Below are 25,400 nucleotides of genomic sequence, written 5' to 3'. Positions count from 1 at the left end.
CTTTTTTCGCATCGTCGGTGCCGAAGATCTTTTTTTGTTTAGCAGTGCTGAATAAAATAGTGTCGATTGCGACCGTGGCCGAACCAGCCATAAAACAAGAGTAGAAACAGAGACCTCTAAAGTGAAAAAATCCCAGCTGGCCCTGATCTACGGAATGGCCGCCGTATTCCTCTGGTCCACTGTTGCGACCGCCTTTAAAATCGCCCTTGGCTTCTTCTCGCCGTTGCAACTGGTGTTTGTTGCCGTTATCACTTCATCCATCTGTCTGGGGCTTATTCTTGCCTGGCAGAAAAAACTCACATTATTAAAGCAGCAGTTTCGCGCCCGGCCCTGGTTTTATCTGCAAACCGGAATACTGAATCCCTTTCTATATTATCTGGTACTGTTCAAAGCCTATGATCTCTTGCCGGCGCAGCAGGCGCTGTCGCTGAACTACACCTGGGCGGTACTGCTGCCACTGCTTGCCGCCCCCATGTTGCAGCAAAAGCTGCAACTCAGCGACATGCTGGCGGCCATCACCGGCTACTTTGGAGTATTGGTAATCGCCACCGGCGGTAACCTGTTATCGATGGACTTTGAAAACCCCTTCGGTATCCTGCTGGCACTCTCCAGTACCCTGCTCTGGTGCTTATATTGGATCATTAATACCAAAGACAAGGGCGATGCCATTGTCAGCCTATTGCTGAGTTTTTTGGTGAGTCTACCGCTAATAACCATCACCCTGCTGGCAACAGAAAGTCTGCCCTCTTTGCATTGGCAAGCGCTAGGGGCCGGTATCTATGTGGGGCTGTTTGAAATGGGCGTTACCTTTGTGCTCTGGCTAATGGCACTGAGAACCACAGAGCGAGCAGCCAGCATCACCAACCTGGTGTTTCTGACGCCACTCCTGTCCATGGTGTTTATTGCGCTGATATTGAAAGAAGCCATCACACTGGCGACTCTGGTCGGCATGGGACTTATCCTGTCAGCACTCTTGATACAGAAAGTACTGAAACCCAAGGCGCCGAAAGTGAAGCTAGTGTGATACGCCATATTCAGCCATTGTTGAAGGGCAATGAAGATTCTCGGCCTCATCTGTGCAGCTCGCCTAATGTTGGAAATTGGTGATGGCCCTATGATGATGGCCCAATACCCAGGAATCGCCTCGTACAGTAAGCGCTGGGTGAACTGGCGCCTAGGTAATGCCGTAGAAGGAGCTTTTTAGCCCAACAGTTCCGTTACCCCAAGAACCGATAGCCGAATGCATTTCTGTAAACTAATCCAAACTGTAAATTTAGAAAGCCAAATCCAACTGCTGTATAGTTTCCTCTGCCGATGAGTGGCTGTCATCCTGGCTGACCAGGCCGGCAGCTACCCCCAGCAGGCGGATGCCACGACCGTTGGCTCTTTGCAATGCCTGGGTCAGCAAGTCATCCAGCAGACGCACAGATAACTCATTCGAGCGGGTTTCTATAGTGGTCTGTTTAAAGTCACTAAACTTGAGTTTGACCACCAGCTTTTGAATTTGCCTGTCTTTGGCTCCGCGCTCCAAACGGCGGGCCAACTCCTGAACCAACTGTGGCATCACCTGACGACACTGAGCCAGAGTATGGATATCCTCTGCCAGCGTGGTCTCTACCCCGACCGATTTACGTTCTCGGTTAATAGTCAACTCCCGTTCGTCTATCCCCTGAGCCCTTTCATAAAGTAAGGTTCCAAACTTCCCAAACCGCTGCTGCAATATGGCCAGAGGCACCTTTTGCACATCCGCACAGGTATGCAGCCCCATATCAGCCAGCTTCTGGGCGGTGACCTTACCGACACCGGGGATCTTGATAAGCGGCAGGGTTTTAACAAACTCAGGCAGCGCCTGTGGCGTTATCACATATTGACCGTTGGGCTTGTTGAGATCCGAGGCCACCTTGGCGAGAAACTTGACCGGGGCGATACCCGCAGAGGCTGTCAGGCCGGTTTCCGCCAGGATATCGGCGCGAATCGCTTCGGCAATTAGGGTGGCCGAGCCTTGGCATAACGAGCTATCGGATACATCCAGGTAGGCTTCATCCAGCGACAGAGGTTCAATCAGTGAGGTATACCGGGCAAAGATGGCCCGGATCTCTGCCGAGACCTCCTTGTAGACAGACATGCGTCCGGGGATAAGCAGCAGATCCGGGCAAAGCTTTAACGCATAGGCTGAGGCCATGGCAGAGCGAACGCCGAATTTACGCGCCTCATAATTGCAGGTGCTTATCACCCCGCGTCTGTCACTGCTGCCACCTACGGCCAGAGGTCGGCCACGATATTCTGGAAAATCACGCATCTCCACTGCGGCAAAATAGCAGTCCATGTCGATATGTATGATCTTTCTCAAGCTTACTTTCCGGATCTCAAAGGGCTCGGTCGAGCCGGACACAAACAGAGTACTGTATATAAACACAGTTAACAAGCCAGGATAACGTAAAGGTATTTCAATCGGGAGCAAAAAAGGAGAGCCTGGGCTCTCCTTTATGGATTTAAAGCTCGTCTTAATCTATGCGGAACTGACCTATGTTGCGCCCCAGAGCCGTGGCCAACTGTTGAAATGCCCGCATCTTTTGTGACAATTCTTCGCTGGCGCTCAGGGATTCATCGGAGCGGCCACGAACATTTTCAATATTGCAGGCCACTTCTTCGGCCACCACAGCCTGCTGGCCTATAGCCGCTGTGATCTCCATGGTTTGCAACTGGATGGCATCCACTGCCGCGGTGATTTCTGTCAATGCTCGCTCCACTTCCAGAGTCAGGCTTTGGCCCTGGTTGGCCTCCCTGACTCCGGCTTCCATCACCTGTTCGGCTTGCTGTGCCTGTTGCTGCAGAGTCTGGATAATGCCCTGAATATTGGTCGTCGAGTCCTGGGTGCGGGATGCCAGGGTGCGCACCTCATCGGCAACAACCGCAAAGCCCCTTCCCTGCTCCCCGGCGCGGGCCGCTTCAATGGCGGCGTTGAGTGCCAGCAGATTGGTTTGCTCGGCAATGGCGCGGATCACACTGAGCACCTCGCCTATCTCCTCCGAGCTGCTTCTGAGCGCCCGAATAACCCCGGCAGCCTGGTTGACCTGTGTGGAAAGTGAGTGCATTCCCTGACTGGCCTGCTGCACCACATCTGCGCCGTTTCTGGACTGCAACAGTGCCGTCTCGGCAAACTCGGCGGCTCGTTGGGCGTTGGTCGCCATCTCCTGGCTTGTGTGGGCCATTTCGGTAGCAGCTGTAGCCACCGAGGCAATTTCCTGTTTCTGGGCACTGACAGAGGCCAGTGCGTTGTCACACACCTCAGCCGCGGCGGCAACCCCATTATCCACCCGACCACTGAGCTCACGGGTTTCCAGCAACAGACTCTGCACCTTGGCGGCAAAACGATTGAATGCTGCGCCAAGACGCCCAAGTTCATCGGTGCGGTTGATTTCAATGCGGCGTGACAAGTCGCCCTCACCCTCGGCGATATCTTCCATGGTGTGCAGCAGGCTATTGAGATTACGCCGAAACGGCAGCATCATCAGGAAAACGGTTAACGCCACCAGTAAAATAATCCCCACTGAAACCAGGCTGGTTTGCCAAAGGCTTTGCTTCACAGGAGCCTGAAACACTTCATTGGGCAACATGAACCCCAAATACCAGCGCACCTTGGGATAATCACCGCGAATGGCAATATAGCTCACTCGCTGCAACTCTCCCTGATAAGTGACTTCGGCGATACCGGCATCCCGGGTTTGCATTTCACGTTTCAGTTCACTAAAGCCCTGATTGTCACCGCTGAGATTGTCAATAACGGCCGCATCAGAGCCGGCGGGGAACGTTTGATTAAAACCCGGGAAGTACACCAACTTTCCCTGCTCAGTCATCAAAAATGCCTGACCTTCGCCCCGGTATTTGATTGGCGCCAGCAGATTTTTACCTATGGTATCGATGAGAATATCCATACCACCTATGCCTATAAGGCGACCATTGGCATCCTTGACTACTGTCTTGACCGTGGCCGAGATTGAGCCGTCGTTGGCATCCACAGCCGGATCGCCGACAAACAAACCATTTTTGGCTATCGCCTCCTGCCACCAGGGACGTTTGTTGGTGTAGTAGTCGGGATCGCCATCGTAACGACCATTGAGATCAAAGTACTCGAAAGTATTGGCCGAGCCAAAAAACACCGACTTGATCTCCTTGTCCTGCTCGGAGAAAAAGTGGAAATAATCAACCAGCTGTTGATAACCGGGATCGAGACTGAGATCTGAGCCACGGCTATGGTATTTGGCAAACCAGTTATTGATGGCAGGGTTAGCAAAGACAGAGTGAATAATCTGCCCCTTGGCGTAGAAGTAGTTGCCGATTTCATTTGCCTTGAGGGTGATCAGCGCCGATATGTCCTGATCTATGCGGGCACGGGTATCGTCGCTGCTGCTCTTAACCATCACTGCGGCCACTATAGACAACAACAGCGCCAGGGCACCGGCGATAGCCAATACAAGTTGCAAACTGAGGGAACGTCTTATCTGCTCCATTGCGAGTCCTATTTGTTATATTTTTATTTAAGGAAACCAGCAATGTATCAGAATCCGTTAACAAGTTTGACTATTAAATGACAAGAAACAATATAATTTTCTATGTAAACAATCGCCCGCACCAAACCGAAGCGATTCAGTATCTTATTACCAACTTAAGTGCATTCAACCAACACCAGATAGCAAAAGAGCCGCAATAGCGGCTCCTGTGGTGACGGCTTTAATACCATTACATCTTGGACTGGATATAATTCTGTAGTCCAACCTTGCCAATAAGGCCCAGTTGCTTCTCCAACCAATACATATGGTCGTCTTCCGTTTCTTCAAGTAATAGCTCCAATAACTCCCGGCTCTGATAGTCCTTGAGTTGTTCACACAGGGTGATGGCTTCTCTCAGATTGGCGGCAACCTTGTATTCATATTGCAAGTCGTTGTGCAGCATCTCCTGCACATTCTTACCTATGGTGAGGGCATCGCGACTGGCAACATCCGGAGTGCCTTCCAGAAACAGGATCCGTGCAATCAACTTGGCGGCATGCTCTCTTTCATCATCCGACTCATGTTTAATACGCTCATAGAGCTCATTTAGCCCCCAGTCTTCATACATATGAGCATGTACGAAATACTGATCCATTGCCGACAGTTCCCCGGTCAGCAGCTTATTGAGCACATCTATGACTTGCTGATGGCCTTTCATATCTGTCTCCTTATTCTGTCTCAATCTGTGATTGCAGATAGTTAGCCAGTCCGGTCAGGCCTATCAGCTCAAACTGAGCTTCCAGCCAATCCAGATGTTCCTCTTCATCTTCCAGTAGATCCTCGAGGATATCGCGACTGACATAATCACGTTCAATCTCACACAGGGCAATGGCATCACGCAGCACAGTCAGTTGTTCTTCCAGCATCTGTTTGTCACAGGCCAGCATCTCTTCGCTGTGTTCACCTATACGCAGCTTGTCCAACTGTTGCAAGTTGGGCAGGCCTTCGAGAAACAACACCCGCTCGATAAGCTTATCGGCGTGTTTCATATCCTGAATCGATTTCTTGTAGGCTTTATGGTTGAGTCCTTCCAGGCCCCAGTTCTTGAACATGCGGGCATGAAGGAAGTACTGATTGATGGCTGTCAGCTCGCAGGTCAACACCTTGTTGAGCTGGGAAACCACTTTGGGATGACCTTTCATTATCTCGTCCTTTAGCTTTGATTAAACTTGATCCAAGTCAAGTTTTTCCAGCCTAGCCTAAAGTAGAGGGTATTACAAATTAACCTTTAATTTCACCAGCTTACAAAAGATAATCATTATCATATTGACTAAGGTTAGCAAGCCGATTTTGTGTTCAAGTGATTAAAAAAGCTCGATATCATCTTCTATCTCTGGTCTCTGTAGCTTGCCTTCCGCCAGCAGTTGCCCATAAAACGCTACTTGGTTACGGCCATTGCCTTTAACAAAATACAGTGCATTGTCAGCCTGATTGAGCAAGGTGCCGGGATCAACTCGGGGATCGATTCCCACAATGCCCATAGAGATGCGGATCCCGCCTAAACGCTCTTGCTGCAATTGAGCCAAATTCTGGGTGAACTCCTGACACAATTCGATAAGCGCCCTGCGGCTTCGCGGTGCCGGCAAAATAACAAACTCATCACCGCCGAAACGAAACATAAGATCCTGGGGATTAAACACCTGCTTCATCAGCGCCGAAACCTGCAACAAGACTTCATCGCCATAGAGATGACCAAAGGTATCGTTGATTTTCTTGAAGTAATCTATATCGAAGATACAGATCCACAGCTTGAGCTCCTCGTCGGCATCCTGACTTGCCTGCGCTTGTTCCTGCAGGAGGTCACAGGCAATCTCTACCGAACTGTAAAGCTGTGGCAAAAAAGCCTTGCGGTTTAATAAATTGGTCAGGCTGTCAGTTTCGCTCTCCACCACTATGTGAAAATAGTTCTCATAGACCTTGGCGAAACCTCTGAGTAGAACCCTGTCTTGCTCAGTCAATAAAGGCGCGCTGACCAAGAGCACCTTGGTGAGTTTATCATTGATGATGATGGGAACGGCCAACTCCTGATGCAGACCGTTGGAGAAACAGATCTCCCTTTGCTGTTCGATACAGAGTTTGACCGACACCGCCAAGCTGGCGCTACTGACATTGCGCTGGCCATCCAGGCCCCCTTTACGCTTGGTGAGCTTATCCACATCCAGGATACACACCTCATCTATACTGAGCATTTGCGATACTGTGGACACCAGGCTCTCAGCCAGCGAATCCAACTGCCGCTGCTCGGTCAACTGTACCACTGAATCGAGAATAGCTTCCGGCTCCCGGCTCATGGGCATATCTCCTCTACAGACCGCTTTGCCACTGAGTGTAGTACAGGAGAAAATGACGAGGGCGATGAATGAAGAAAGGGCCTCCGAAGAGGCCCTTTTTCAAATAATTCTATCTTTGGTTAAACGCTCGCGCCGGGCTTCTTCAGCCGCTTCACGGGCCTTGCGTTTATCGCAAGGTTCATCACAATCGCAGGCCTTTTCTATACCCAAGACCCCGAGGCCACCACAACTGCCCTGCACCGCCTTGCGCTTGATTAAATAGCCCACAGACATCAGCAGGAAAAACGCCAGCAGTATCACAAAGGCTGCAATAAAAGTACTCATAAAGGCTCCAATTACTCTAGTGAACGAAGGCTTTAAACGCAGAGCTATAGTATACCTTAAACCCTTCGTCCTGTTTTTCAATCAGCATGATGGCCAGCTTCTCTTCTTCAGCTAAGGCCAGTGATGCTTCTGTGCCCATCACCATCATGGCAGTGGCAAAACCATCAGCCGTCATGCAGTCAGGGTGCAACACAGTGACAGAGGCCAATCTGTGCTCGACCGGAAAGCCACTGCGGGGATCGATAATATGAGTAAAGCGCTGTCCGTCTTCCTCATAATAGTTGCGATAATCGCCCGAGGTAGCCATGGCCATGGTGCCAGGCTCTATCACCTGTTGCACTGCCCGGCCATTCTCCGCCGGCTGCTCTATCGCCACCCGCCAGGGTTTGCCATCGCCTTTGCTTCCCTTAACGCTAATCTCACCGCCAATCTCCACCAGATAACCTTTGGGCTGATACTTATCCAGCAAACGAGCCACTTTATCGACCCCGAATCCTTTGGCTATGGATGACAAGTCCACATAGACGCTGGACTGACTCTTGCTGAGCTTATCCCCTTCTATTTGAATGGCATCTATCCCCATTCGTACCTTGGCCTCGGCTATCTGCTCGGCAGAAGGCACTTCCAGAGGCCGTTTGTCCGGGCCAAAGCCCCACAGGTTGACCAAGGGCCCCAGGGTAATATCGAGCGCGCCATCGGTGAGCTGATATAACCTGATACCTTCACGAATATTGGTAATAGTATCAGCAGAAACGGCCAGGCTCTGGCCTTGCTTGAGCTGATTGAAACGTGAAAGCTCGGAGTCGGGTCTGTAGGTGGACATCTGGTCGTTCACCTGCTCCAGCGCCATATCGATTTCAGCCTGTAATAGCTGGGCATCCGGCAAGCGCTCACTGTTGACCACTTTAATATGATAAGTGGTGCCCATAGTGCTTCCGGAAAGTGCTATCACATCATCCTGACTGCTGCACCCAGAAACAAAAAAGGCCAATCCCATAAGGACCAGCCAATTTGCCAGCGTTGTAAACTTAGCGGTCTTGAACTGCATACTATGAATTTCCCTTACAAACTGGCACTGCCAAAAGGCAGTGCCAGGGAATGAACTAATGCTTAGCCACCGAAGTCATCCAGGAGGATGTTTTCATCTTCAACGCCAAGATCTTTCAGCATAGCAATTACCGCTGCGTTCATCATTGGAGGTCCACACATGTAGAACTCGCAATCTTCAGGGGCTTCGTGCGACTTGAGGTAATTCTCATAGAGCACGTTGTGAATGAAGCCTGTGTAGCCATCCCAGTTGTCCTCAGGCTGAGGATCGGACAAGGCCACATGCCAGACAAAGTTATCATTCTCTGCCGCCAGGCCATCGAAATCTTCAACATAGAACATTTCGCGCTTGGAACGGGCACCGTACCAGAAACTCATCTTACGCTTGGACTTAAGACGCTTGAGCTGGTCGAAGATATGAGAACGCATAGGCGCCATACCTGCACCACCACCGATAAAGACCATTTCAGCATCGGTATCTTTGGCAAAGAACTCACCGAATGGGCCGGAGATAGTGACTTTATCACCTGGCTTGAGACTCCAGATGTAAGACGACATCTTACCACAAGGCAGGCTCAAATTCCGTGGTGGAGGCGTAGCAATCCGCACGTTCAGCATGATAATGCCGAACTCTTCCGGATAGTTTGCCATAGAGTATGCACGAATGGTTTCTTCATCAACCTTGGATTCGAGGTTGAAGAAACCAAAGTGTTCCCAGTCACCACGATACTCTGCTGGAATATCGAAGTCTTTATACTTCACATGGTGAGCCGGGGCTTCAATCTGAATATAACCACCGGCACGGAAAGGTACTGACTCGCCATCGGGGATCTGTAGCTTGAGCTCTTTAATGAAGGTTGCCTTGTTATCGTTGGAGATAACAGTACATTCCCATTTCTTGATGCCGAAGATCTCTTCATCCAGCTCAATTTCCATATCTGACTTGACGTTAACCTGACAAGACAGTCGGCACCCCTTACGGGCATCACCCTTGCTGATATGATCCAGTTCGGTTGGCAGAATATCGCCGCCACCGGACTTAACGTTGACACGACACTGACCACAAGAGCCACCGCCACCACAGGCTGATGACACGAAGATACCGTTGTTGGCCAAAACGCCCAGCAACTTGCCACCGGCAGCAGTGGTGATTGCCTTCTCTGGGTCACCGTTGATGCCAATAGTAATATCACCGCTGGAGACCAACTTGGATTTGGCGAACAGGATCACCAGTACCAGGATCAGAACTATCGCGGTAAACATACTCACACCGAGGTAAACCTCGAGTGGAGTAGACTTAAAAATACCAAGAATATCCATTAACTTATCCTTAGAGGTTCAATTTCGGAAGCCGCTTGGTGCCCCTTAAAGGGACACACCAGAGAACGACATGAAACCTAAGGCCATCAGACCCGCAGTGATAAAGGTAATACCCAGACCACGCAGACCATTAGGCACATCAGCATACTTCAGCTTCTCACGGATACCGGCCAACAGGACGATAGCTAATGCCCAGCCAAAACCGGAACCGAAACCGAACACCAGGCTCTCACCCAGGTTGTAGTCACGTTCAACCATGAAAGATACCGCACCGAAAATCGCACAGTTTACTGTGATCAGCGGCAGGAAGATCCCCAAGGCGTTGTACAGTGGCGGGAAGTACTTATCCAGAGCCATTTCCAGGATCTGAACCAAAGCTGCGATAACACCGATAAAGGTAATGAACTTAAGGAAGCTCAGATCGGCATCCGGGACACCAGCCCAAGCCAGTGCGCCAGGAGCCAGAATACCTTGATAGATTATCTGGTTAACAGGTACTGAAATGGTCAGCACCACAATAACCGCAACCCCAAGCCCCATGGCCGTCTTCACTTTCTTGGAAACGGCCAGGAAGGTACACATCCCCAGGAAGAAGGCCAGTGCCATGTTTTCGATGAAAACAGAGCGAATTAACAAACTGATATAATGTTCCATCGCGCTTACCCTTTTGCTTCTACTTGCTCTGGCTTATAAGTGCGGATTATCCAAATCAGAATACCGATCAGGAAGAAGGCACTTGGCGGCAGCAGTAACAGGCCGTTGGGCTGATACCAGCCACCGTCTGATACTTTGGAAAGTATCTCGACGCCAAACAACGAACCGTTACCAAAGAGTTCACGGACAAAACCAACACTCATCAGTACCAGACCATAACCCAGGCCGTTACCTATACCATCCATAAAGCTCATCAGCGGTGGGGTCTTCATCGCATAGGCCTCGGCGCGGCCCATCACGATACAGTTGGTAATAATCAAACCAACGAATACCGACAGCTGCTTGGCGATGTCATAGGCGTATGCCTGCAGTACCTGATCCACCACTATTACCAGCGAGGCAATAATGGTCATCTGTACGATAATCCGAACACTGGCAGGAATATGGTTACGTATGATGGAGATAAACAGGTTGGAAAACGCGGTTACCGCCGTCAATGCTATGGTCATCACCAATGCGGTTTCCAGCTTACTGGTTACCGCCAGGGCACTACACACCCCGAGGATCTGCAGCGCAATAGGGTTATTGCTGACTATAGGTCCAGTGAGAACCTGTTTGAGTTCTTTACTATCGGCCATTAGCTCAATCCTCCATTGCGTGCTTTTTCAATAAAGCGAGCAAAACCTTCCTCGCCCAGCCAGAATGTCAGCGAATGCTGAACACCATTACTGGTCAAAGTTGCACCAGACAAGGCATCAACACCATGAGCTGACTCGGCAACGGCTGGGTTTTTGGTCACGGTAATAGCTATGTTGCCCTGCTCATCAAACAGCTTCTTACCCTGCCATTTGGCTTTCCAGCTTGGGTTTTCAACTTCACCGCCAAGTCCAGGGGTTTCACCTTGGTTGTAATACACCAGGTTCTGGATGGTATTCATGTCCGGTTCCAAAGCCAGGAAGGCGTACATGGTTGACCACAGACCATAGCCATGAACCGGCAGGATCACGCTGGTCACTTTACCGGCATCATCACGCACCAGATAAACCACGGCGTTTTTGGCGATCCGCTTAACCGAAGCTATGTCATGCTCAGGCACCACTGAGGTGGCAGGATCGCGAGAGGCTTTCTGTTGATCATAGGTATCGCCGTTGATATCTGTGACTTCGTCACCGGTTTTCAGCTCGATAACCTTGGCTTCAACATACTTCTTGTAAGTTTCCAGAACCACATCTTTGCTGACCTTGCCGGATTTGGTATCGATCAGGTTGGCGGCTTCCAGAATAAACTTCTGCTTATCCAGCAGTTTGTTTTCCTGCTGGGTTGGCTTGAGCAATACCGCTGCAGTCGATACGAAAATCGAGCAGACAAGACACAGGCCAACGACAACAAATAGCGTTCTTCCGAACGAATCCTTATTACTAGCCACGAGCAATCCTCCGCTTGATGTTTGCCTGGACTACAAAATGGTCAAACAGTGGCGCAAACAGGTTGGCAAACAGAATCGCCAGCATCATGCCCTCAGGGAATGCAGGGTTGATGACACGGATAAATACTGCCATAGCACCTATCAGGATACCGTAAGCCCATTTGGCCTGGTTGGTGAAGGAAGCCGACACTGGGTCAGTGGCCATAAACATCATACCGAAGGCAAAACCACCCAGTACCAGGTGCCAGTACCAAGGCATGGCAAACATATGGTTGGTTTCAGAACCGACCAGGTTCAGCAGCAGAGAGACGGCAATCATACCTACCATCACGCCGCCGACGATGCGCCAGGAAGCGATACGGGTATAGATGATAACCAGACCACCGAGCAGAATAGCCAGGGTAGAAACTTCACCGACGGAACCAGGAATAAAGCCAAAGAAGGCGTCCCACCAGTTCTGGTTGAAGGCGTAGTCCAGAGTACCTGAAGCCGCTTGACTCAGCGCTGTGGCGCCGGAGAAACCGTCAGCAACGACCCAAGAAGTGTCACCGGACATATTCAGCGGATAGGCAAAGAACAGGAAAGCACGACCGGCCAGTGCAGGGTTGAGGAAGTTACGTCCGGTACCACCGAACACTTCCTTGGCCACGACCACACCAAAGGTGATACCCAGTGCCACCATCCACAATGGGATAGTTGCCGGCAAGGTCAAGGCAAACAGTACTGAGGTTACGAAGAAACCCTCGTTGACTTCATGGCCACGAACCGAGGCGAACAGCACTTCCCAAATACCACCAACCGCGAAGGTCACTGCATATATAGGCAAGAAGAAGCAGGCGCCATACCACATCAAGGTGGCCCAGCCGGAATCGGCAGTCAGTTGAGTACCGAAGAGCTCAAACAGCCCCACCTGCCAAACATCGGGAGTACCGAAACCAGCGGCCAGGGCGATTTGTGCCTGTAGACCCACGTTGTACATCCCGACAAACATGGCGGGGAAAGTACAGGCCCAAACGGTAATCATCATGCGTTTCAGATCCAGGTTATCGCGCACATGGGTCTTGCCCTTGTTCACTTTACCCGGGGTGTAAAAAATGGTCGCTGCGGCTTCATAGAGCGCATACCACTTCTCGTATTTACCGCCCTTTTCAAATTGCGGTTCAATACGCTCAAGAAAATCTTTCAAGCTCATAAGCCTTCCCTCTCGACGGTCTCCAAGCAGTCACGCAGGTATGAACCATAGTCATACTTACCGGGACATACGAAAGTACACAGTGCCAGGTCTTCCTCATCCAGCTCCAGCGCACCCAATGCCACGGCGCCATCGGTATCACCGGAGAGCAGATCGCGCAGCAACATAGTGGGCAGAATATCCAGAGGCATCACCCGCTCATAGTTGCCAATAGGCACCATGGCCCGCTCGGAACCACCGGTACTGCTGGTCATATTGAACAGTCGGGAAGGACTCAAGTGCCCCAGGAAGGCACGGGTAATGGAGTATTTATCGGATCCGGGCATCACCCAACCGAAGAACTCTTTCTCGGTCCCCTCTTCAATCAGGGTCAACTGCTGGAAGTAGCGTCCCATATAAGCATGAGGACCTATTGCTGTACGGCCGTTAAGCACAGAACCTGAGATAACCCGAACTTGGCCATCGGCTTCGTCTTGGGTCAGGGCCTGAGTGCTGGCACCCAGCAGAGTACGCACCAAGCGAGGGTTCTTGGCTTTGGGGCCTGTGATGGCCACTATGCGCTGGTTGTTCAATTCACCTGAGGTAAACAGCTGACCTATCGCGATGACGTCCTGATAACCCAGGTACCATACGCTGCGACGGGCAGAGGCAGGCATCAAGAAGTGGATATGAGTCCCAGGCAGACCCGCCGGATGGGGGCCGGCAAACTCTTCCACTTGGGCATTACCCGCTGGAATGTCTGCTCCTGGTGCTTTACAGACGAAGACTTTGTCTGTCAGTCGGGCCAGTACTTTCAGGCCGTTGACGAAATCGTCTTTATGCTCAGCGATAACAACTTGAGGATCGCCCGCCAGTGGCTGGGTGTCCATGGCTGTCACGAAGATAGCCGCTGCTGTCGCATCCACTGCCGGCACCTTACTGAAAGGACGGGTGCGCAATGCGGTCCACATACCTGATTCAATCAGATTATCGCGAACCTGCTGCGGTTCCAGAGTATCCAGAGCCTGGACATCATACTTGGCAAAAGAGACGGCTTCGTCCCCTTCTATCTCTATGACGACCGACTGCAGAACACGTTTGGCGCCGCGGTTGATTTCTAATATTGTGCCACTGGCCAAAGCCGTATATTTAACGCCAGGATTCTTTTTATCCTCAAAAATCACCTGACCTTTTTGCACTTTATCGCCCACTTTGATCTTCATCGTCGGACGTAAGCCAATATACTCTTCACCCAAAGTAGCTACGTGTTTAATGGCTGGGCCATCATGGATAACTTGCTTTGGTCCGCCTGCTAGAGGCAAATCCAATCCTTTCTTAATTGTAATCATATCCACATGCACTACGTTTTGAAGGAAAGACAATGCGCCGCGTTCCTGCTAACCCCCGACTCTCACACAAAAAAATCGAGCGTTGAGCTAGCGCAGATTTATCACAGAAATGCGATCGCAATCACGCTGGTCGCGCGCATTTTACCCCAATTGCAACGCTATCGCCACGAAAATTGTAGTGTTTTAACCTGCTTTCAAAGTGACCAAGAGAGAATTGAGCCAAACGAGTTAACCAGAGATAGCGACAAGTAGGCAAAAGGCAGGATTTTGTCCTGACGCACAAAGTTATACCTTTAATTTTTAAAGAAATAATAGACTAAATAGTCAAAAATACTTATTTCATCTTCAGGGCCTTGCCGGGGAGGCTCTGCTTCAAAATTTCATTCGGTAGCCCAGCTGTAAACGTCGGCCAACACTTGCCAATAAACCACTGTCATCTTCACGTAACGGACTAGCGTCATCAAGCAGATCCTCAGCGCGAAAATAGAGCTGATGTTTTGAGTTGAAGTCATAACTCAGCAGCAGATCCAGCTGCATGCTGTCTTTTGCCGTCTCCTGAGGGCTAAGACTTGCCACTTCTGAACGATAAATTCCCTGAGCCTTGGCCTTAAAGCCGTCCCACTCCAACCCAACATGGAGACTCAAGGCATGCTCGGGCAACCAGGGCAACTGTTCATCTGCCATCAGGCAAGGTCCGCTCAGCATAAGGCAACCCGAGTGCAGCGCCTTGGCTTGGGTGTAATGGTACTTGAGCCCCATGGGCCAATTGACACTACCTGAGTCCAGGCGGTAGTCGAGCGCCAGTTCGACGCCTTTGACATCGACTTCTCCGAGATTGTATTGATTGAGGCGCAGCGCTGGGTCACAGAAGCTATTTGCCGTGCAATCAAAATGCAGATTATCGAAGTCTCGCTGGTACAGGCTCAGTGCACTTTTCAGCCTACCTGATTCAAAGCGGCCACCCAGTTCATATTGCCAGGCTTGCTGGGAGCGTTGCCCCTGGTTGCCGGGGCTCGCCGCCGCCCAAGCTCTGCCGACACTGATGAACAGGCTCAGTGCCTCCCCGCGCCAACTAAGCTTTGCCGTGGGTAACCATTCACTTTCGGAGAAATCCGCGGCTGAAAGCGGCACGGTTTCGCTACTGCGCTCCAAGCTGACATCTTCATAGCCGACGCCGAGCTCCAGAGTCACAGCCGACCAGTTGAGCTCAGCCGTCACCGCCGAGCTCCAAACACTGGCCTTGTCATCAATCCTGATACTCAGACTCTGCGCAGTATCACTCAGTCGTCCACCCTGCCACAGCCAACTCCCCAGGCCGGGTGCCAGCTCGGCCTTGTCTCTGTGCCAACGGGCACTGTAACTCACCTTGTGACGACCATATTGAGTAATGGCCTGAGTCTGGATCCCCATAGCCTCGAAGTCATCATCACGGCGAAAGTCGACCAATGAAACCGCGCCGATAGCAGCGGCATCCAAGGCCGCCAGTTGCTCAAGCGCGTCACCTTGAATAAAGGCGCCATCGGCAAAACTCATCTGCAACTGCGAGCTGTGATGGCTATGGTAGTAAAGCTCGGTAAACACCCGGGAGCCGGCGGTAGGCTCAACGCGGTGTGACAGCTGATATCTGTGGCTGCGGCTCTTGAGTCTATCCTGCGTGGCAGCGCCATACAACAGCTCAGGGTTCAGTTGCCAATCGGCAGGCGTCAGCCCCATTCCCGGTAAAAACTGTCGCTGCTGTGAATATTGATACTTAAATTCAGTATGTTGCCGACTGCGGGCACCCGGCAAGCTGTTGGCCGCTATCTTGAAAAGGACCTTGGTCTGGCTGTCATCTTGCCCCAGCTCAGCGCTTCTCGGTTCTTGCCAGGGTTGCTGGCGCCTGTGGCTCGCCTGCAGCAATACCTTATAGTCATCGGCATCAATCAGACCGCGGCCCTCGGCGCCCCAACCTTTATCCTCATTGCCCTGAAGCCGCAAACTGTTGCCCGGAGTATCATGCAACCCCAGGCTTTGGGTTTCCAAAACACCAAAACTGCCGCTACCACCATAGAGCAAGCTACCGGCGGCATTGGCCGAGCTGGCAACCAGGGTATCGGGATCCGGCAGTTGCCACAGATAAGGCGCAGAATAAGGCGCCGGCGCCAGATTGACCCTGTCTTCGATAATCGCTATTCCGGAATGGCCGCTACCACCGGCGCCGCGAATACTGAAACTGCCAGGCAAGGTTGGGATAAGCTCGCCACCGGCGGTCAGTTGCCGCTCGGCCGAGTCATAGTACATGGCATTGATTGCTGCAGTCTCAAAAGCCGGATGGTCAGCAACCAAAGATTCGGAAGCGTGCGCCCACTGCCCGGCCAAACTCCCGCTCACCAAACCGGCCACAGCACTCACCTTAAGCAAGCCTCGCCTCTGACTCATATCCCAATCCCCTATCAGCAGTTACCGCATATTTGATGTTATATTTTTGTAAACTAACTGATTTGCGGACAAAAAAAAAGCGACTTGAGTAAATATCAAGTCGCTTGATTGTGCGAGGTAAGCCGGGCGGGATTAGAGCTGCTTCAGCAGTTCCTCACTCAACTTGAGATCGTCGTTGCGGTTAACGCTGACACCGGCGGCAATAATATTGCGGGCAATATCCTGTGCCTGCTCCAGAGAATGCATCTGATAGGTACCGCACTGGTATTCGTTCAGCTCAGGAATAGCCTTTTGATCTTGTACCTTGAGCACATCTTCCATGGCTGCCAACCAGGCATCGGCAACCCGGCCTTCTTCCGGTGTCCCGATAAGGCTCATATAAAAGCCGGTGCGACAGCCCATTGGCGAAATATCTATGATCTCCACTCCGTCACCATTGAGGTGATCACGCATAAAGCCTGCAAACAGGTGTTCCAGTGTATGAATGCCGCGCTCGCTGAGAATATCCTTGTTGGGCGCGCAAAAACGCAGGTCAAATACCGTAATGGTATCGCCCTTTGGTGTGCTCATGGTCTTGGCCACCCGCACTGCCGGTGCCTCCATCTTGGTATGGTCCACGGTAAAGCTGTCTAACAATGGCATGGGTATTCTCCCTTGGATGGCAAGCTGGCTTGCACTGTTAAATGGTTTCGCGTCTCAAAGCGCTATTATTACAGCGCCAAAACACAAATGCAGCCCCTGGAGGCGGTTTATCAAGCAGGGACTTTTAACCACGACACTTGGGCGACTCAGGCACGGCGCTTTGAGCATCCCATTCGGCCTGAGTATAAGTATGCATGGACAGAGCGTGCACGCCATTGGCCAGTTCTTCCGCCAATTCCTGGTTCACTTCTCTATGGCGAGCCAGCAGACGCTTGCCATCAAAGGCTTCACTGACAATGATCACCTTGAAGTGCGTCTCTGAATTAGGCGGCACATGGTGATTGTGGCTCTCGTTGATGACCTCTATATGACTCGGCGTCAGGGCAAGGCGCAACTTCTGCTCTATGGTCTGAGCAACGGACATGGTAAAACCTGATATAAGCTGTTGGGATTGGCGGCAGGTTACTGCTTCGGCGAACAAAGATCAATCCGACAATTTTCAACCACCAGGAGGATGAAAACCCGGTTTGAGCCGCCGATAGGTGAGATTGAGCCTGGGCTCTGTGAGTTTCAGCCTTCTTGGCAATGCATGTTGCCACTCCTGCTGCATCGGCCAGCGCATCAACAAGAGATCGCCCGAGTTAAGCCTGAGCCGCAGCTTCTCGCCGCTTTGCTTGTGTCTCAAATCAAAATCGCGCCCGGCGCCCAGACTGATTGACGCGATATCGGCCCCCTCTGCCAGCTCAGGTTCATCGTCGCTGTGCCAACCCATGGCGTCGCGGCCATCGGCATAACGGTTTACCAGCACGCCATTGCTGCCAAGCTGCCAATCCCGATCCAGCTTTTGCCTTAGCCTTAACAGATATTTGGGCCAGGGAAGCGCCCTGACCAATAACCCTGAGTAACGATAATCACAGCCGGGATCGCCGAACCACACCTGAGTACGGGGAATGGCGTGACGCTTACCGAATATCTCAAGCTCGGGGCGAGTCAGGGGATAATGCTCCGCCTCGCGCCAAATGGCATCCTGCTGGGCTGGATTGAGATAACCGCGCACCAGCAACATAGGCGGTTGCTCAAACCGCTGCACGCCTGTTGCCGACTCAGCAGATGACCCAGGCTCAAGCGCAAACAGCGACTGCTGTATCTCTTTTGAACTCATATTTGAACTCATCTTTGAACTCATCTTTGAACTTCATGGCATTGTTTCTCTGTGGCTTATTGCCAGGCTTAAGCCTTCTTTATTAGATAATGACCAAGGCAGATTTTCGCAAATATCGCCTTGAGCGCCAGTATTTGCGATAATCCGCGCAAATTCGTCCTTTAAGCCCAGTTATATGACCAGCCAGTTCTCAGCCGCTGATATTCAGCTCACTCTGCACCGCTATCCCGAAGAGCAGGAATCCAACCTCCAGGCCTGGGATGCCGCCGATGAACACCTGCTCAAACAGCTCGCCGAGGAAGAGGCACCTCAATCTGTGCTTATTATCAACGACAGCTTTGGTGCCCTGCTGTGCGCCATTCGTCAAGGTTACCCCGATGCAAAGATTCACTGGAGCTCGGATGCCCGCACTTCCCACCTTGGCACTCGACAAAATCTTGAGAAAAACCATCTCAGCGATGCCGACATTCACTGGCTAAACAGTCGGGAAATACCTGCTTGTGTACCCGATACCATATTGCTGAAGCTGCCCAAGAACCTCAACTTCTTTGCCTGGCAGCTGACCCTGCTGGCCAATATGCTTCCCGCCGGTACCCGGGTATTGATTGGCGCCAAGGCCAAATCCATCAATCAAGCCTTGTTGGCCCTGATTGGCAAACATCTGGGCCAGGCCAGCGCCAGTCTGGCATGGAAAAAGACCCGGGTGATTACCGCCTTCGCCGATGGCCAGACACGCGAATTGCCGGCCCCCAGCGAGTGGCCCCTTGGCGAGTTCGGCCTCAATATCTGTAATCTCAGCAATGTATTTGCCGCCGGCAAACTGGATATCGGCGCCCGTTTGATGTTGGCCAACCTCCCCGAAGGTGAGTTTAGCTCTGTGGTGGACCTGGGCTGCGGCAATGGCGTTTTGGGGCTGGCGGCGGCCAAGCGTTATCCCGAGGCGAGTATTCACTTTGTCGATGACTCAGAGATGGCCGTGGAAAGTGCCAGGCTCAACTGGCACGGCAATGGCTTTGAAGCCGAACGCGGCCACTTCTATTGGGACGACTGTCTGAGTCATTTGAGCGCCGGGGTCGCACCGGATCTGGTGCTCTGTAACCCGCCTTTTCATCAGGGAGAGGCCATCACAGATCATATTGCCTGGCAGATGTTCCTCGATGCCAGACGGCGCCTGGTGAACGGCGGCATACTGCATGTGGTCGGCAACCGTCACCTGGGTTACCACATCAAGCTCAAGCGCCTGTTCGGCAACTGTAAAACCATAGCCTCCAATGGTAAGTTTGTGATCCTGCAAGCCTCTAAATAAAAAGCCAACAAGCGTAAACCTTGTTGACCCATTCCGGCCCCCGTTGGGAACCCGGAAAGAAACAGGCCGGGGGAGACCCCGGCCTGTGTAGTTAAATTTTGTGATTTCAGGGGGCAACTCGGCCGCGTCTGTAACGCAAGCCGCCAAGCAGTACCAGACTTACGAGCGCCACCACTGACAGGCTGCCGCCGGCATCGACTATCACGGTCGCGCCATCATCTCTGTCCCATTCGCGACTTTCCAGCGGCAAGGCATAGAGGCTATTGCTTTCATAAGAACTTATGGTCGCCACTATGTCACTGTAACCGGGTTCATAAAGGTCGATCAGCACATCATAGTGATCGCTGGGATAGCCGCTCTCTAACGTGGTGAGCACTTCAAAGTCATCCTGGGTACTGTCTCCCTGAATGTAGAACACCTCAGTGCTGTAGTAATGCTCCCAGTCACCGCCGTTGCGGCTCAGATAAAGCTCGGCATAAACGGGCACAGACTCGGCCGGATCATTGCCGTAAACATCAGCATCGAAGCGCACCGCAAAGCTGCGATAAAAGCCATCAGAGTCATAATCGTCATAAAGGTAGCTGGCCGCCTCATAAAAGCTGAACTCATGGTAATAGCTGTGGGCCGTAGTGGAGACCATCCGCTGCGGCGCGGCTTGGCTCTCGGGCAGTTTCTGTTTCTTGGCAATCATCTGCTCGCGGGTCATGCGCTCACCGGAAACTTGAGCTCCGGCAAATTGCCACTCCTGCTGCAGTTGCTTGAGCAACTGCCTGTGTTGTGCCGCCCGTATCTCGGTGCCTGGGCTATCCTGTTCATCGCTTGGTTGCTGCGCTTTTTGGCCGATGGAGGCTTGTCCGCCGACAGGCTCCTTGGCATAGGCAGCGGGCGCCCCCCAAAACAGAGCCAAAAACAGCGACAGGCCAAATACAGTGTAAGATAATAATTTCATAGTGCTTCTCCACAGGGCGCATCTCGCGCTTATCCGGGTTGTTGGCATTATTAAAAGTCAGCCTGGGTGAACATGAGATGAACGGTTTCTGTCAGCCGATGTTCATCTTGGAAGGAGTACAACTGACCGGGCCAGAGCGAAAACCAGGGGGAAGGACAGATAGAGAGTGAAGACCCGGCTGGCTATTTCATCCACCGCGGGGATCTTTTACACTGGGCCAAGCGTTTCCAAAAGGGCAAAACCATGAAAAGGGGCAGTAAAATCAAGCATCAAGCTTATCACTCAAGCGGAATTATCGCGGCAAGCATGCTATTGCTGTCGCTGGCTTTCGCTCAGCCCCTGCATGCCGGCCCCTTTGCCAAGCCGGAACGAACAACTCAGGGCCAGGAGGCCAAGCTGAAAGTCCGCAGCGGCGATGAAGCCGCCAGACTGGTGAAGCAGGCTTATGGCGGTAAAGTACTCAGGGTGCAGTCTGTGAAGGTCAACGGCAACCCGGGTTATCGGGTCAAACTGCTGCAGGACAGTGGCCGAATTGTCTATGTCTCTGTGGATGCCCGCAGCGGCCGACTGCAGGCAAACTGACAGGAAATAGCTTATGCGACTGTTATTGGTAGAAGATGATGCCGCCTTACAAGCCAACTTAAAACAACATCTGCAAGAGGCAGGTTTCAATCTGGATACGGCATCAGACGGCGAAGAAGGCCTGTTTCTGGCGGCGGAATATCCCTATGATGCCGCCATTATCGATATCGGCCTGCCCAAACTCAGCGGCATAGCACTGATTGAACAGATGCGAGCCAAGGGACTGGATTACCCTGTGCTGATCCTCACCGCCAGAGATGGCTGGCAGGACAAGGTGGAAGGCCTGGATGCCGGCGCTGATGACTACCTCACCAAACCCTTCCACCCCATGGAACTCACCGCCAGGATCAAGGCTTTAATCCGCCGCAGCGCCGGAAAGGCCAGCCCCTTGCTGCAAAGTGGCCCTGTCACCCTGAATACCAGCAGCGGTGAAGTCCGACTTGGCAAACACAGCGTCAGCCTCAGCGCCTCCGAATACAAATTGCTCGAGTATCTGATGCTGCATCAGGGAGAAGTCACTTCCAAGAGTCTGCTTATCGAGCATATCTATGATCAGGACTTTGATCTGGACTCCAATGTGATTGAGGTATTTATTCGCCGTTTGCGCAAGAAGCTGGATCCCGAGGGCACGCTTGGGCTTATTGAAACCCTGCGTGGTCAGGGTTATCGCCTCAACGCGCTTCCAGTTAGAGATAACCCCTGATGAAACCCTTGCCAGCAAGGCTTTTGCCCGGTTCACTCAAGGGCCGGCTGGTGATCAGCGCCCTGCTGTTGAATCTGGTACTCTTGCCGCTTATCGGCGTGACCCTGAGCGATGCCTTTCGTGCCCAATTGGCCCACGCGGTAAAAGATGAACTCAGCGCCGCCCTTTATGGAGTATTGGCATTGGCAGAAGTGGAACAGGGCGAACTGGTTCTGCCGGATCAATTACAGGACAAACAGTTCAACATAGATCAATCCGGGCTCTACGCCTTGGTCAGCAGCCAAGGCAAACTGGTATGGCATTCGCCTTCCTTTATCGGTATGCCGCCTCCGGGCAAGCTTCCAAGCCCACCACTCGGAGAAGGCCGCTTTGGCGAAATGCTTCTCCTGGGCAAACCCCACTTCAATTACAGCTTCAGCGCCAGCTTTGCCTCGGCCTCGGATAATGGCCGGGATATTCCCTTTACCGTACACATCATCAAAGATCAGACCGGCTTTGAGCAAACCCAAGGCGCCTTCAGCCGCCAGCTCTGGCAATACCTGGGACTATTGATGCTGTTCCTGTTACTGGTACAAGGAGGCTGGCTCTGGTGGACACTCAAACCACTGGCGCGCTTTCGCGCCGAGCTCGAAGCGGTTGAGCAAGGCAAACGGCAACATCTCGGCAGTGACTATCCCAAGGAGCTGCAACAGGTTGCGACCCAGCTCAATGCCCTGATAAGCAACGAGCAGCGCCAACGCCAACGTTATCGCAACGCCCTGTCGGATCTGGCCCATAGCCTGAAAACACCGCTGGCGGTACTGCAAAGCCTCAAGTCTTTGCCAAGCGATGCCCAAGAGCCCATCAGCCAAATTAACGCCAGCATAGGGCACCAGTTGAAGCGAGCCCAAAGTGCCGGCAGCGGCCCTTGGCATCAAGGGGTAAACAGCAAAACCGTGGCCGACAAACTACTGCGAACCCTTGGCAAGATTTATGCCGACAAGGTGCTGGAGTTTGAGGCTGACCTGGCAACAAATGCCCTGTTTTACGGTGATGAAGCCGACCTGGCCGAACTCCTCGGCAATCTATTGGATAACGCCTGCAAGGCAGCAAATAGCAAGGTCGCCCTCAAAACCTGGGTTAGCGAAAAAGGGCTGAACATCTGCATCGAAGACGATGGCCCGGGCATTACAGAGCAGCAGAAAACCCAGCTGTTCGAGCGCGGTGTCAGAGCCGATAACTACCAACAAGGTCATGGTATAGGACTGGCGATAGTCAAAGATCTGCTGCAGAGCTACCAAGGCCAGTGGCAAATAGATCAATCTCCCCTGGGCGGCGCCCGCTTCACTCTGTTTTTACCCAGAAGTTGAGATTGGGGAATGGTACATTCATTCCCCATCCTTACCTATTTCCAACAAGGCTAATCTTGCCAAATGGCGATAATGCCCCCCTTGATGCTGCCAATAAGCACTGGTCAAGTTTCCGGCAATGGATGTTTCTCGTTGCCTGCCGCTGGGATGGGCAAGAAGCAAGAATGCAATTGAAAAACAGGATGTTCGAGACGAACTTTCGCACAGACTCCCCTGTGACATGGCGAGAGTTGCGCAGCAACATGCTTTCAAGCGCAAACCTGGGATGGTGAGCTGGCCGTTGTGCATGGATGCACTTGTTCCACGACTTTAGGCCACTGGCACAGTGGCTAGCATGGCTTTAAGCCAAAACTCACCAATGAACTTAATCCTAGCGGCTAGCTAGTTGTAGCCAATCACCTGCGGTGCGCCTTTCGCACAGGCGATCCTGTGACTCGGCGAGAGTTGCATAGCAACATGCTTTCGAGCGCGAACCAGGGATGGTGAGCTGGCCGTTAAACAGGGATGGTGAGCTGGCCGTTAAACAGGGAAGTTGTTGTGAACCCATCCTTGGGCGCTCGACGAAAACGTCTGACCTACAAGGACGTAGGAAATGCCGAATTTGTCGGGAACAAAATTCGACCCTGTTTTCGACGGTCACAGTTCCGCCTATGCCTGGAAAATAGGTGTATGTCTGCAGATCTCTCAAATATTTCAAGCTATTTAGGACTAACAGAGTTGCACCAATTCCCCCCTCGGTGTCGCCGAAAGCCGTTGGCACAAATAACATTGCAAAGGGACGCCCCTCAGGAAATAATCGCTTCCCAAAGTAGCGTTGATATCCTGTATGCGAGAGCCGTTGGTTACGCTCAATACCATGATGAAAAATCGAACCCGATGGGTGAAAGCTATCACAATTAGCGAAATACTTATTGACGGGTTGCCACCGTCACTCGTTATGTTTCAATGCCTCGTTCCTTAAGCATATTTTTAAAAACTATTTGAGCCCATTTAATTACTATTTCAGAGTTCCCAAGTTCATCCTTATCCAGGTAAGAGATGAGGACAGGATACCCGCCGCTGGGACAATACTTTGAATGTTCGAATCCATCCCATTCCAAACCCAACCCACGAACAGGTATGCTGGGGTCTCCGTTAACCCAGTAACTTACTTTTTCAAAATACCCCGCGGATATAAGAGATTCACCAATGTTTATTGCTTGTTCTACGGATTGAAAACAAACAGGTTGATAGGTGGTTTTATTGGACGAAGAGCAACCTGGTAACAGGAGGCTTAAAAAAGCGATGTGCCAAATTCTCATAATATCTTCCTTGAAAAATAACGCTCCGCCAATTCGTTTATCGAATTCAGTAACTTGTTATCTTTCTTTACTATTACTTGTAAACTTAAGTTTTTATTCATATCTATTCAATATAAACCCATCTTTTTCATAAGTGTCAACCTTACGTAGACCAGATTTAAGTAAAACGTTACCTGATGCTGGATGCTCAACTAAGACCTCACCAATTACTTTAGTAAGCCCAAGCGTATTTATTGTATACTCTAAAGTGGCTTTTACAGCTTCTGTGGCCAATCCATTTCCCCAGTATTCGGGTAGCATCCGACAACCTATGTCTGGACAGTTCAAATCAGGTTCGTACTTAACTCCGCAGAACCCTATGACTTTATCATCTTCTTTATAAATCAATGCATACCGAGAGTAACCATACTTCTTATATTCTGCTTGCCAGCAATTAACAATTAAATTCTCTGCATCTTTTTTGGTATTAACGGCACCCACATCACCCGTATAACGCATAACCTCTGGATTAGTAGAAAATTCAAAGACAGCATCTACATCATCCAAGCAAAACTCTCTCATTAAGAGACGAGGTGTTTCTATTAAAATATCCATATTCGTTCTTTAATCTATAATCTATTTTGTAATTTTCAGGAAAAATCAAGCCACCCACTGTAAAACAATAACTTAATCTTCTTTCTGTCTGTATTCAAGCACCGGTAGGGGATTTGAGCACTACAAAGCACTTCTCTGTCTGTCCATCGGTTTGCTGTCTCTATATCGATATGCAACACCAGATGCAGATGATTACTCATGATGGCGAATGCCGCCACATCAATGGCAAAAACGGCCTCCAGTTCAAACAATAACGATTCTA

At 51.4% G+C, this 25,400-nt stretch carries 25 protein-coding genes and 1 pseudogene; 5 read left to right on the top strand and 21 right to left on the bottom strand.

The features are described 5' to 3' along the window. The first annotated feature begins 121 nt into the window (after positions 1 to 121). A complete protein-coding gene (locus CX651_RS04380) occupies positions 122 to 1,024 on the top strand; it encodes a DMT family transporter (protein WP_101053911.1) in 903 nt (300 codons plus the stop codon). Between the two features lie 249 nt (positions 1,025 to 1,273). On the opposite strand, the gene dinB is transcribed toward CX651_RS04380, so the two are convergent. The 17 genes from dinB to CX651_RS04290 all read right to left on the bottom strand — a co-directional run bounded on the left by dinB (position 1,274) and on the right by CX651_RS04290 (position 18,354). Next, a complete protein-coding gene (dinB, locus tag CX651_RS04375) occupies positions 1,274 to 2,350 on the bottom strand; it encodes a DNA polymerase IV (protein WP_101054042.1) in 1,077 nt (358 codons plus the stop codon). Positions 2,351 to 2,504: 154 nt separating this feature from the next. Further along, positions 2,505 to 4,511: a methyl-accepting chemotaxis protein gene (locus CX651_RS04370; RefSeq protein ID WP_101053908.1), complete on the bottom strand. Its 2,007-nt coding sequence runs from the start codon at positions 4,509 to 4,511 to the stop codon at positions 2,505 to 2,507. Between the two features lie 229 nt (positions 4,512 to 4,740). Then, positions 4,741 to 5,208 carry a bacterioferritin gene (gene bfr / locus CX651_RS04365; RefSeq protein WP_039033619.1) on the bottom strand — a complete coding sequence of 156 codons (468 nt, stop codon included), beginning with the start codon at positions 5,206 to 5,208 and terminating at the stop codon, positions 4,741 to 4,743. A gap of 10 nt (positions 5,209 to 5,218) precedes the next feature. Further along, complete coding sequence (bfr, locus tag CX651_RS04360) at positions 5,219 to 5,692, bottom strand: bacterioferritin (RefSeq protein WP_101053905.1); 474 nt, start codon at positions 5,690 to 5,692, stop codon at positions 5,219 to 5,221. A 162-nt stretch (positions 5,693 to 5,854) separates the two neighbouring features. Next, positions 5,855 to 6,841, bottom strand: coding sequence for a GGDEF domain-containing protein (locus tag CX651_RS04355; protein ID WP_157822663.1), 987 nt, complete (start codon positions 6,839 to 6,841; stop codon positions 5,855 to 5,857). Positions 6,842 to 6,940: 99 nt separating this feature from the next. Beyond that, positions 6,941 to 7,165 carry a (Na+)-NQR maturation NqrM gene (nqrM, locus tag CX651_RS04350; protein WP_025011868.1) on the bottom strand — a complete coding sequence of 75 codons (225 nt, stop codon included), beginning with the start codon at positions 7,163 to 7,165 and terminating at the stop codon, positions 6,941 to 6,943. 16 nt (positions 7,166 to 7,181) lie between these two features. Beyond that, positions 7,182 to 8,213 (bottom strand): FAD:protein FMN transferase, encoded by a 1,032-nt coding sequence (locus CX651_RS04345; RefSeq protein WP_101053899.1) that lies wholly within the window; start codon positions 8,211 to 8,213, stop codon positions 7,182 to 7,184. Between the two features lie 62 nt (positions 8,214 to 8,275). Beyond that, positions 8,276 to 9,532 (bottom strand): NADH:ubiquinone reductase (Na(+)-transporting) subunit F, encoded by a 1,257-nt coding sequence (nqrF, locus tag CX651_RS04340; RefSeq protein WP_101053896.1) that lies wholly within the window; start codon positions 9,530 to 9,532, stop codon positions 8,276 to 8,278. A gap of 45 nt (positions 9,533 to 9,577) precedes the next feature. After that, on the bottom strand, positions 9,578 to 10,186 hold the full coding sequence (gene nqrE, locus CX651_RS04335) for an NADH:ubiquinone reductase (Na(+)-transporting) subunit E (protein ID WP_039033614.1): 609 nt from the start codon (positions 10,184 to 10,186) through the stop codon (positions 9,578 to 9,580). Positions 10,187 to 10,191: 5 nt separating this feature from the next. Next, positions 10,192 to 10,824: an NADH:ubiquinone reductase (Na(+)-transporting) subunit D gene (locus CX651_RS04330; RefSeq protein ID WP_039033613.1), complete on the bottom strand. Its 633-nt coding sequence runs from the start codon at positions 10,822 to 10,824 to the stop codon at positions 10,192 to 10,194. Further along, complete coding sequence (locus tag CX651_RS04325; protein ID WP_039033612.1) at positions 10,824 to 11,612, bottom strand: Na(+)-translocating NADH-quinone reductase subunit C; 789 nt, start codon at positions 11,610 to 11,612, stop codon at positions 10,824 to 10,826. The genes CX651_RS04330 and CX651_RS04325 overlap by 1 nt, the downstream gene beginning before the upstream one ends. Continuing rightward, on the bottom strand, positions 11,605 to 12,804 hold the full coding sequence (locus CX651_RS04320; RefSeq protein WP_039033611.1) for an NADH:ubiquinone reductase (Na(+)-transporting) subunit B: 1,200 nt from the start codon (positions 12,802 to 12,804) through the stop codon (positions 11,605 to 11,607). Before CX651_RS04320 ends, CX651_RS04325 begins: the two co-directional genes overlap by 8 nt. After that, positions 12,801 to 14,132 (bottom strand): Na(+)-translocating NADH-quinone reductase subunit A, encoded by a 1,332-nt coding sequence (locus CX651_RS04315; RefSeq protein ID WP_101054040.1) that lies wholly within the window; start codon positions 14,130 to 14,132, stop codon positions 12,801 to 12,803. The genes CX651_RS04320 and CX651_RS04315 overlap by 4 nt, the downstream gene beginning before the upstream one ends. 372 nt (positions 14,133 to 14,504) lie before the next feature. Next, positions 14,505 to 16,550 carry a TonB-dependent receptor domain-containing protein gene (locus CX651_RS04305; RefSeq protein WP_101053890.1) on the bottom strand — a complete coding sequence of 682 codons (2,046 nt, stop codon included), beginning with the start codon at positions 16,548 to 16,550 and terminating at the stop codon, positions 14,505 to 14,507. Positions 16,551 to 16,682: 132 nt separating this feature from the next. Beyond that, on the bottom strand, positions 16,683 to 17,192 hold the full coding sequence (luxS, locus tag CX651_RS04300) for an S-ribosylhomocysteine lyase (RefSeq protein WP_039033608.1): 510 nt from the start codon (positions 17,190 to 17,192) through the stop codon (positions 16,683 to 16,685). Between the two features lie 124 nt (positions 17,193 to 17,316). Next, the gene (locus tag CX651_RS04295; RefSeq protein WP_101054037.1) at positions 17,317 to 17,616 is read right to left on the bottom strand and encodes a BolA family protein; all 300 of its coding nucleotides are present in this window, start codon (positions 17,614 to 17,616) and stop codon (positions 17,317 to 17,319) included. A gap of 75 nt (positions 17,617 to 17,691) precedes the next feature. After that, entirely contained in the window at positions 17,692 to 18,354 is a 663-nt protein-coding gene (locus CX651_RS04290) for an alpha-ketoglutarate-dependent dioxygenase AlkB family protein (protein WP_101053888.1), read from the bottom strand. Between the two features lie 175 nt (positions 18,355 to 18,529). Here CX651_RS04290 and CX651_RS04285 point away from each other — a divergent pair, with 175 nt between their 5' ends. Then, positions 18,530 to 19,660 carry a methyltransferase gene (locus tag CX651_RS04285; RefSeq protein WP_101053884.1) on the top strand — a complete coding sequence of 377 codons (1,131 nt, stop codon included), beginning with the start codon at positions 18,530 to 18,532 and terminating at the stop codon, positions 19,658 to 19,660. Between the two features lie 106 nt (positions 19,661 to 19,766). On the opposite strand, the gene CX651_RS04280 is transcribed toward CX651_RS04285, so the two are convergent. Next, positions 19,767 to 20,609: a choice-of-anchor H family protein gene (locus tag CX651_RS04280; protein ID WP_101053882.1), complete on the bottom strand. Its 843-nt coding sequence runs from the start codon at positions 20,607 to 20,609 to the stop codon at positions 19,767 to 19,769. A gap of 243 nt (positions 20,610 to 20,852) precedes the next feature. On the opposite strand from CX651_RS04280, the gene CX651_RS04275 reads away from it, so the two are divergent. From CX651_RS04275 to CX651_RS04265, 3 genes are read left to right on the top strand one after another with little or no spacing between them, the layout of a single operon-like run. After that, complete coding sequence (locus CX651_RS04275; RefSeq protein WP_025011880.1) at positions 20,853 to 21,191, top strand: PepSY domain-containing protein; 339 nt, start codon at positions 20,853 to 20,855, stop codon at positions 21,189 to 21,191. A 13-nt stretch (positions 21,192 to 21,204) separates the two neighbouring features. Then, positions 21,205 to 21,894: a response regulator transcription factor gene (locus tag CX651_RS04270; RefSeq protein WP_025011881.1), complete on the top strand. Its 690-nt coding sequence runs from the start codon at positions 21,205 to 21,207 to the stop codon at positions 21,892 to 21,894. Further along, the gene (locus CX651_RS04265; RefSeq protein WP_101053879.1) at positions 21,894 to 23,243 is read left to right on the top strand and encodes an ATP-binding protein; all 1,350 of its coding nucleotides are present in this window, start codon (positions 21,894 to 21,896) and stop codon (positions 23,241 to 23,243) included. Before CX651_RS04270 ends, CX651_RS04265 begins: the two co-directional genes overlap by 1 nt. Positions 23,244 to 24,178: 935 nt before the next feature. On the opposite strand, the gene CX651_RS04260 is transcribed toward CX651_RS04265, so the two are convergent. From CX651_RS04260 to CX651_RS20085, 3 genes and pseudogenes are all read right to left on the bottom strand, one after another. Beyond that, positions 24,179 to 24,544, bottom strand: coding sequence for a putative periplasmic lipoprotein (locus CX651_RS04260; protein ID WP_101053876.1), 366 nt, complete (start codon positions 24,542 to 24,544; stop codon positions 24,179 to 24,181). A gap of 93 nt (positions 24,545 to 24,637) precedes the next feature. Further along, entirely contained in the window at positions 24,638 to 25,138 is a 501-nt protein-coding gene (locus CX651_RS04255; protein ID WP_101053873.1) for a GNAT family N-acetyltransferase, read from the bottom strand. Between the two features lie 125 nt (positions 25,139 to 25,263). Then, positions 25,264 to 25,400, bottom strand: a pseudogene (locus tag CX651_RS20085) (transposase); the annotation flags it as partial.

It is taken from the genome of Shewanella chilikensis (genome assembly GCF_002836945.1).
GTDB lineage: Bacteria > Pseudomonadota > Gammaproteobacteria > Enterobacterales > Shewanellaceae > Shewanella > Shewanella chilikensis.
This window is presented reverse-complemented; position numbering and strand designations above follow the sequence as displayed.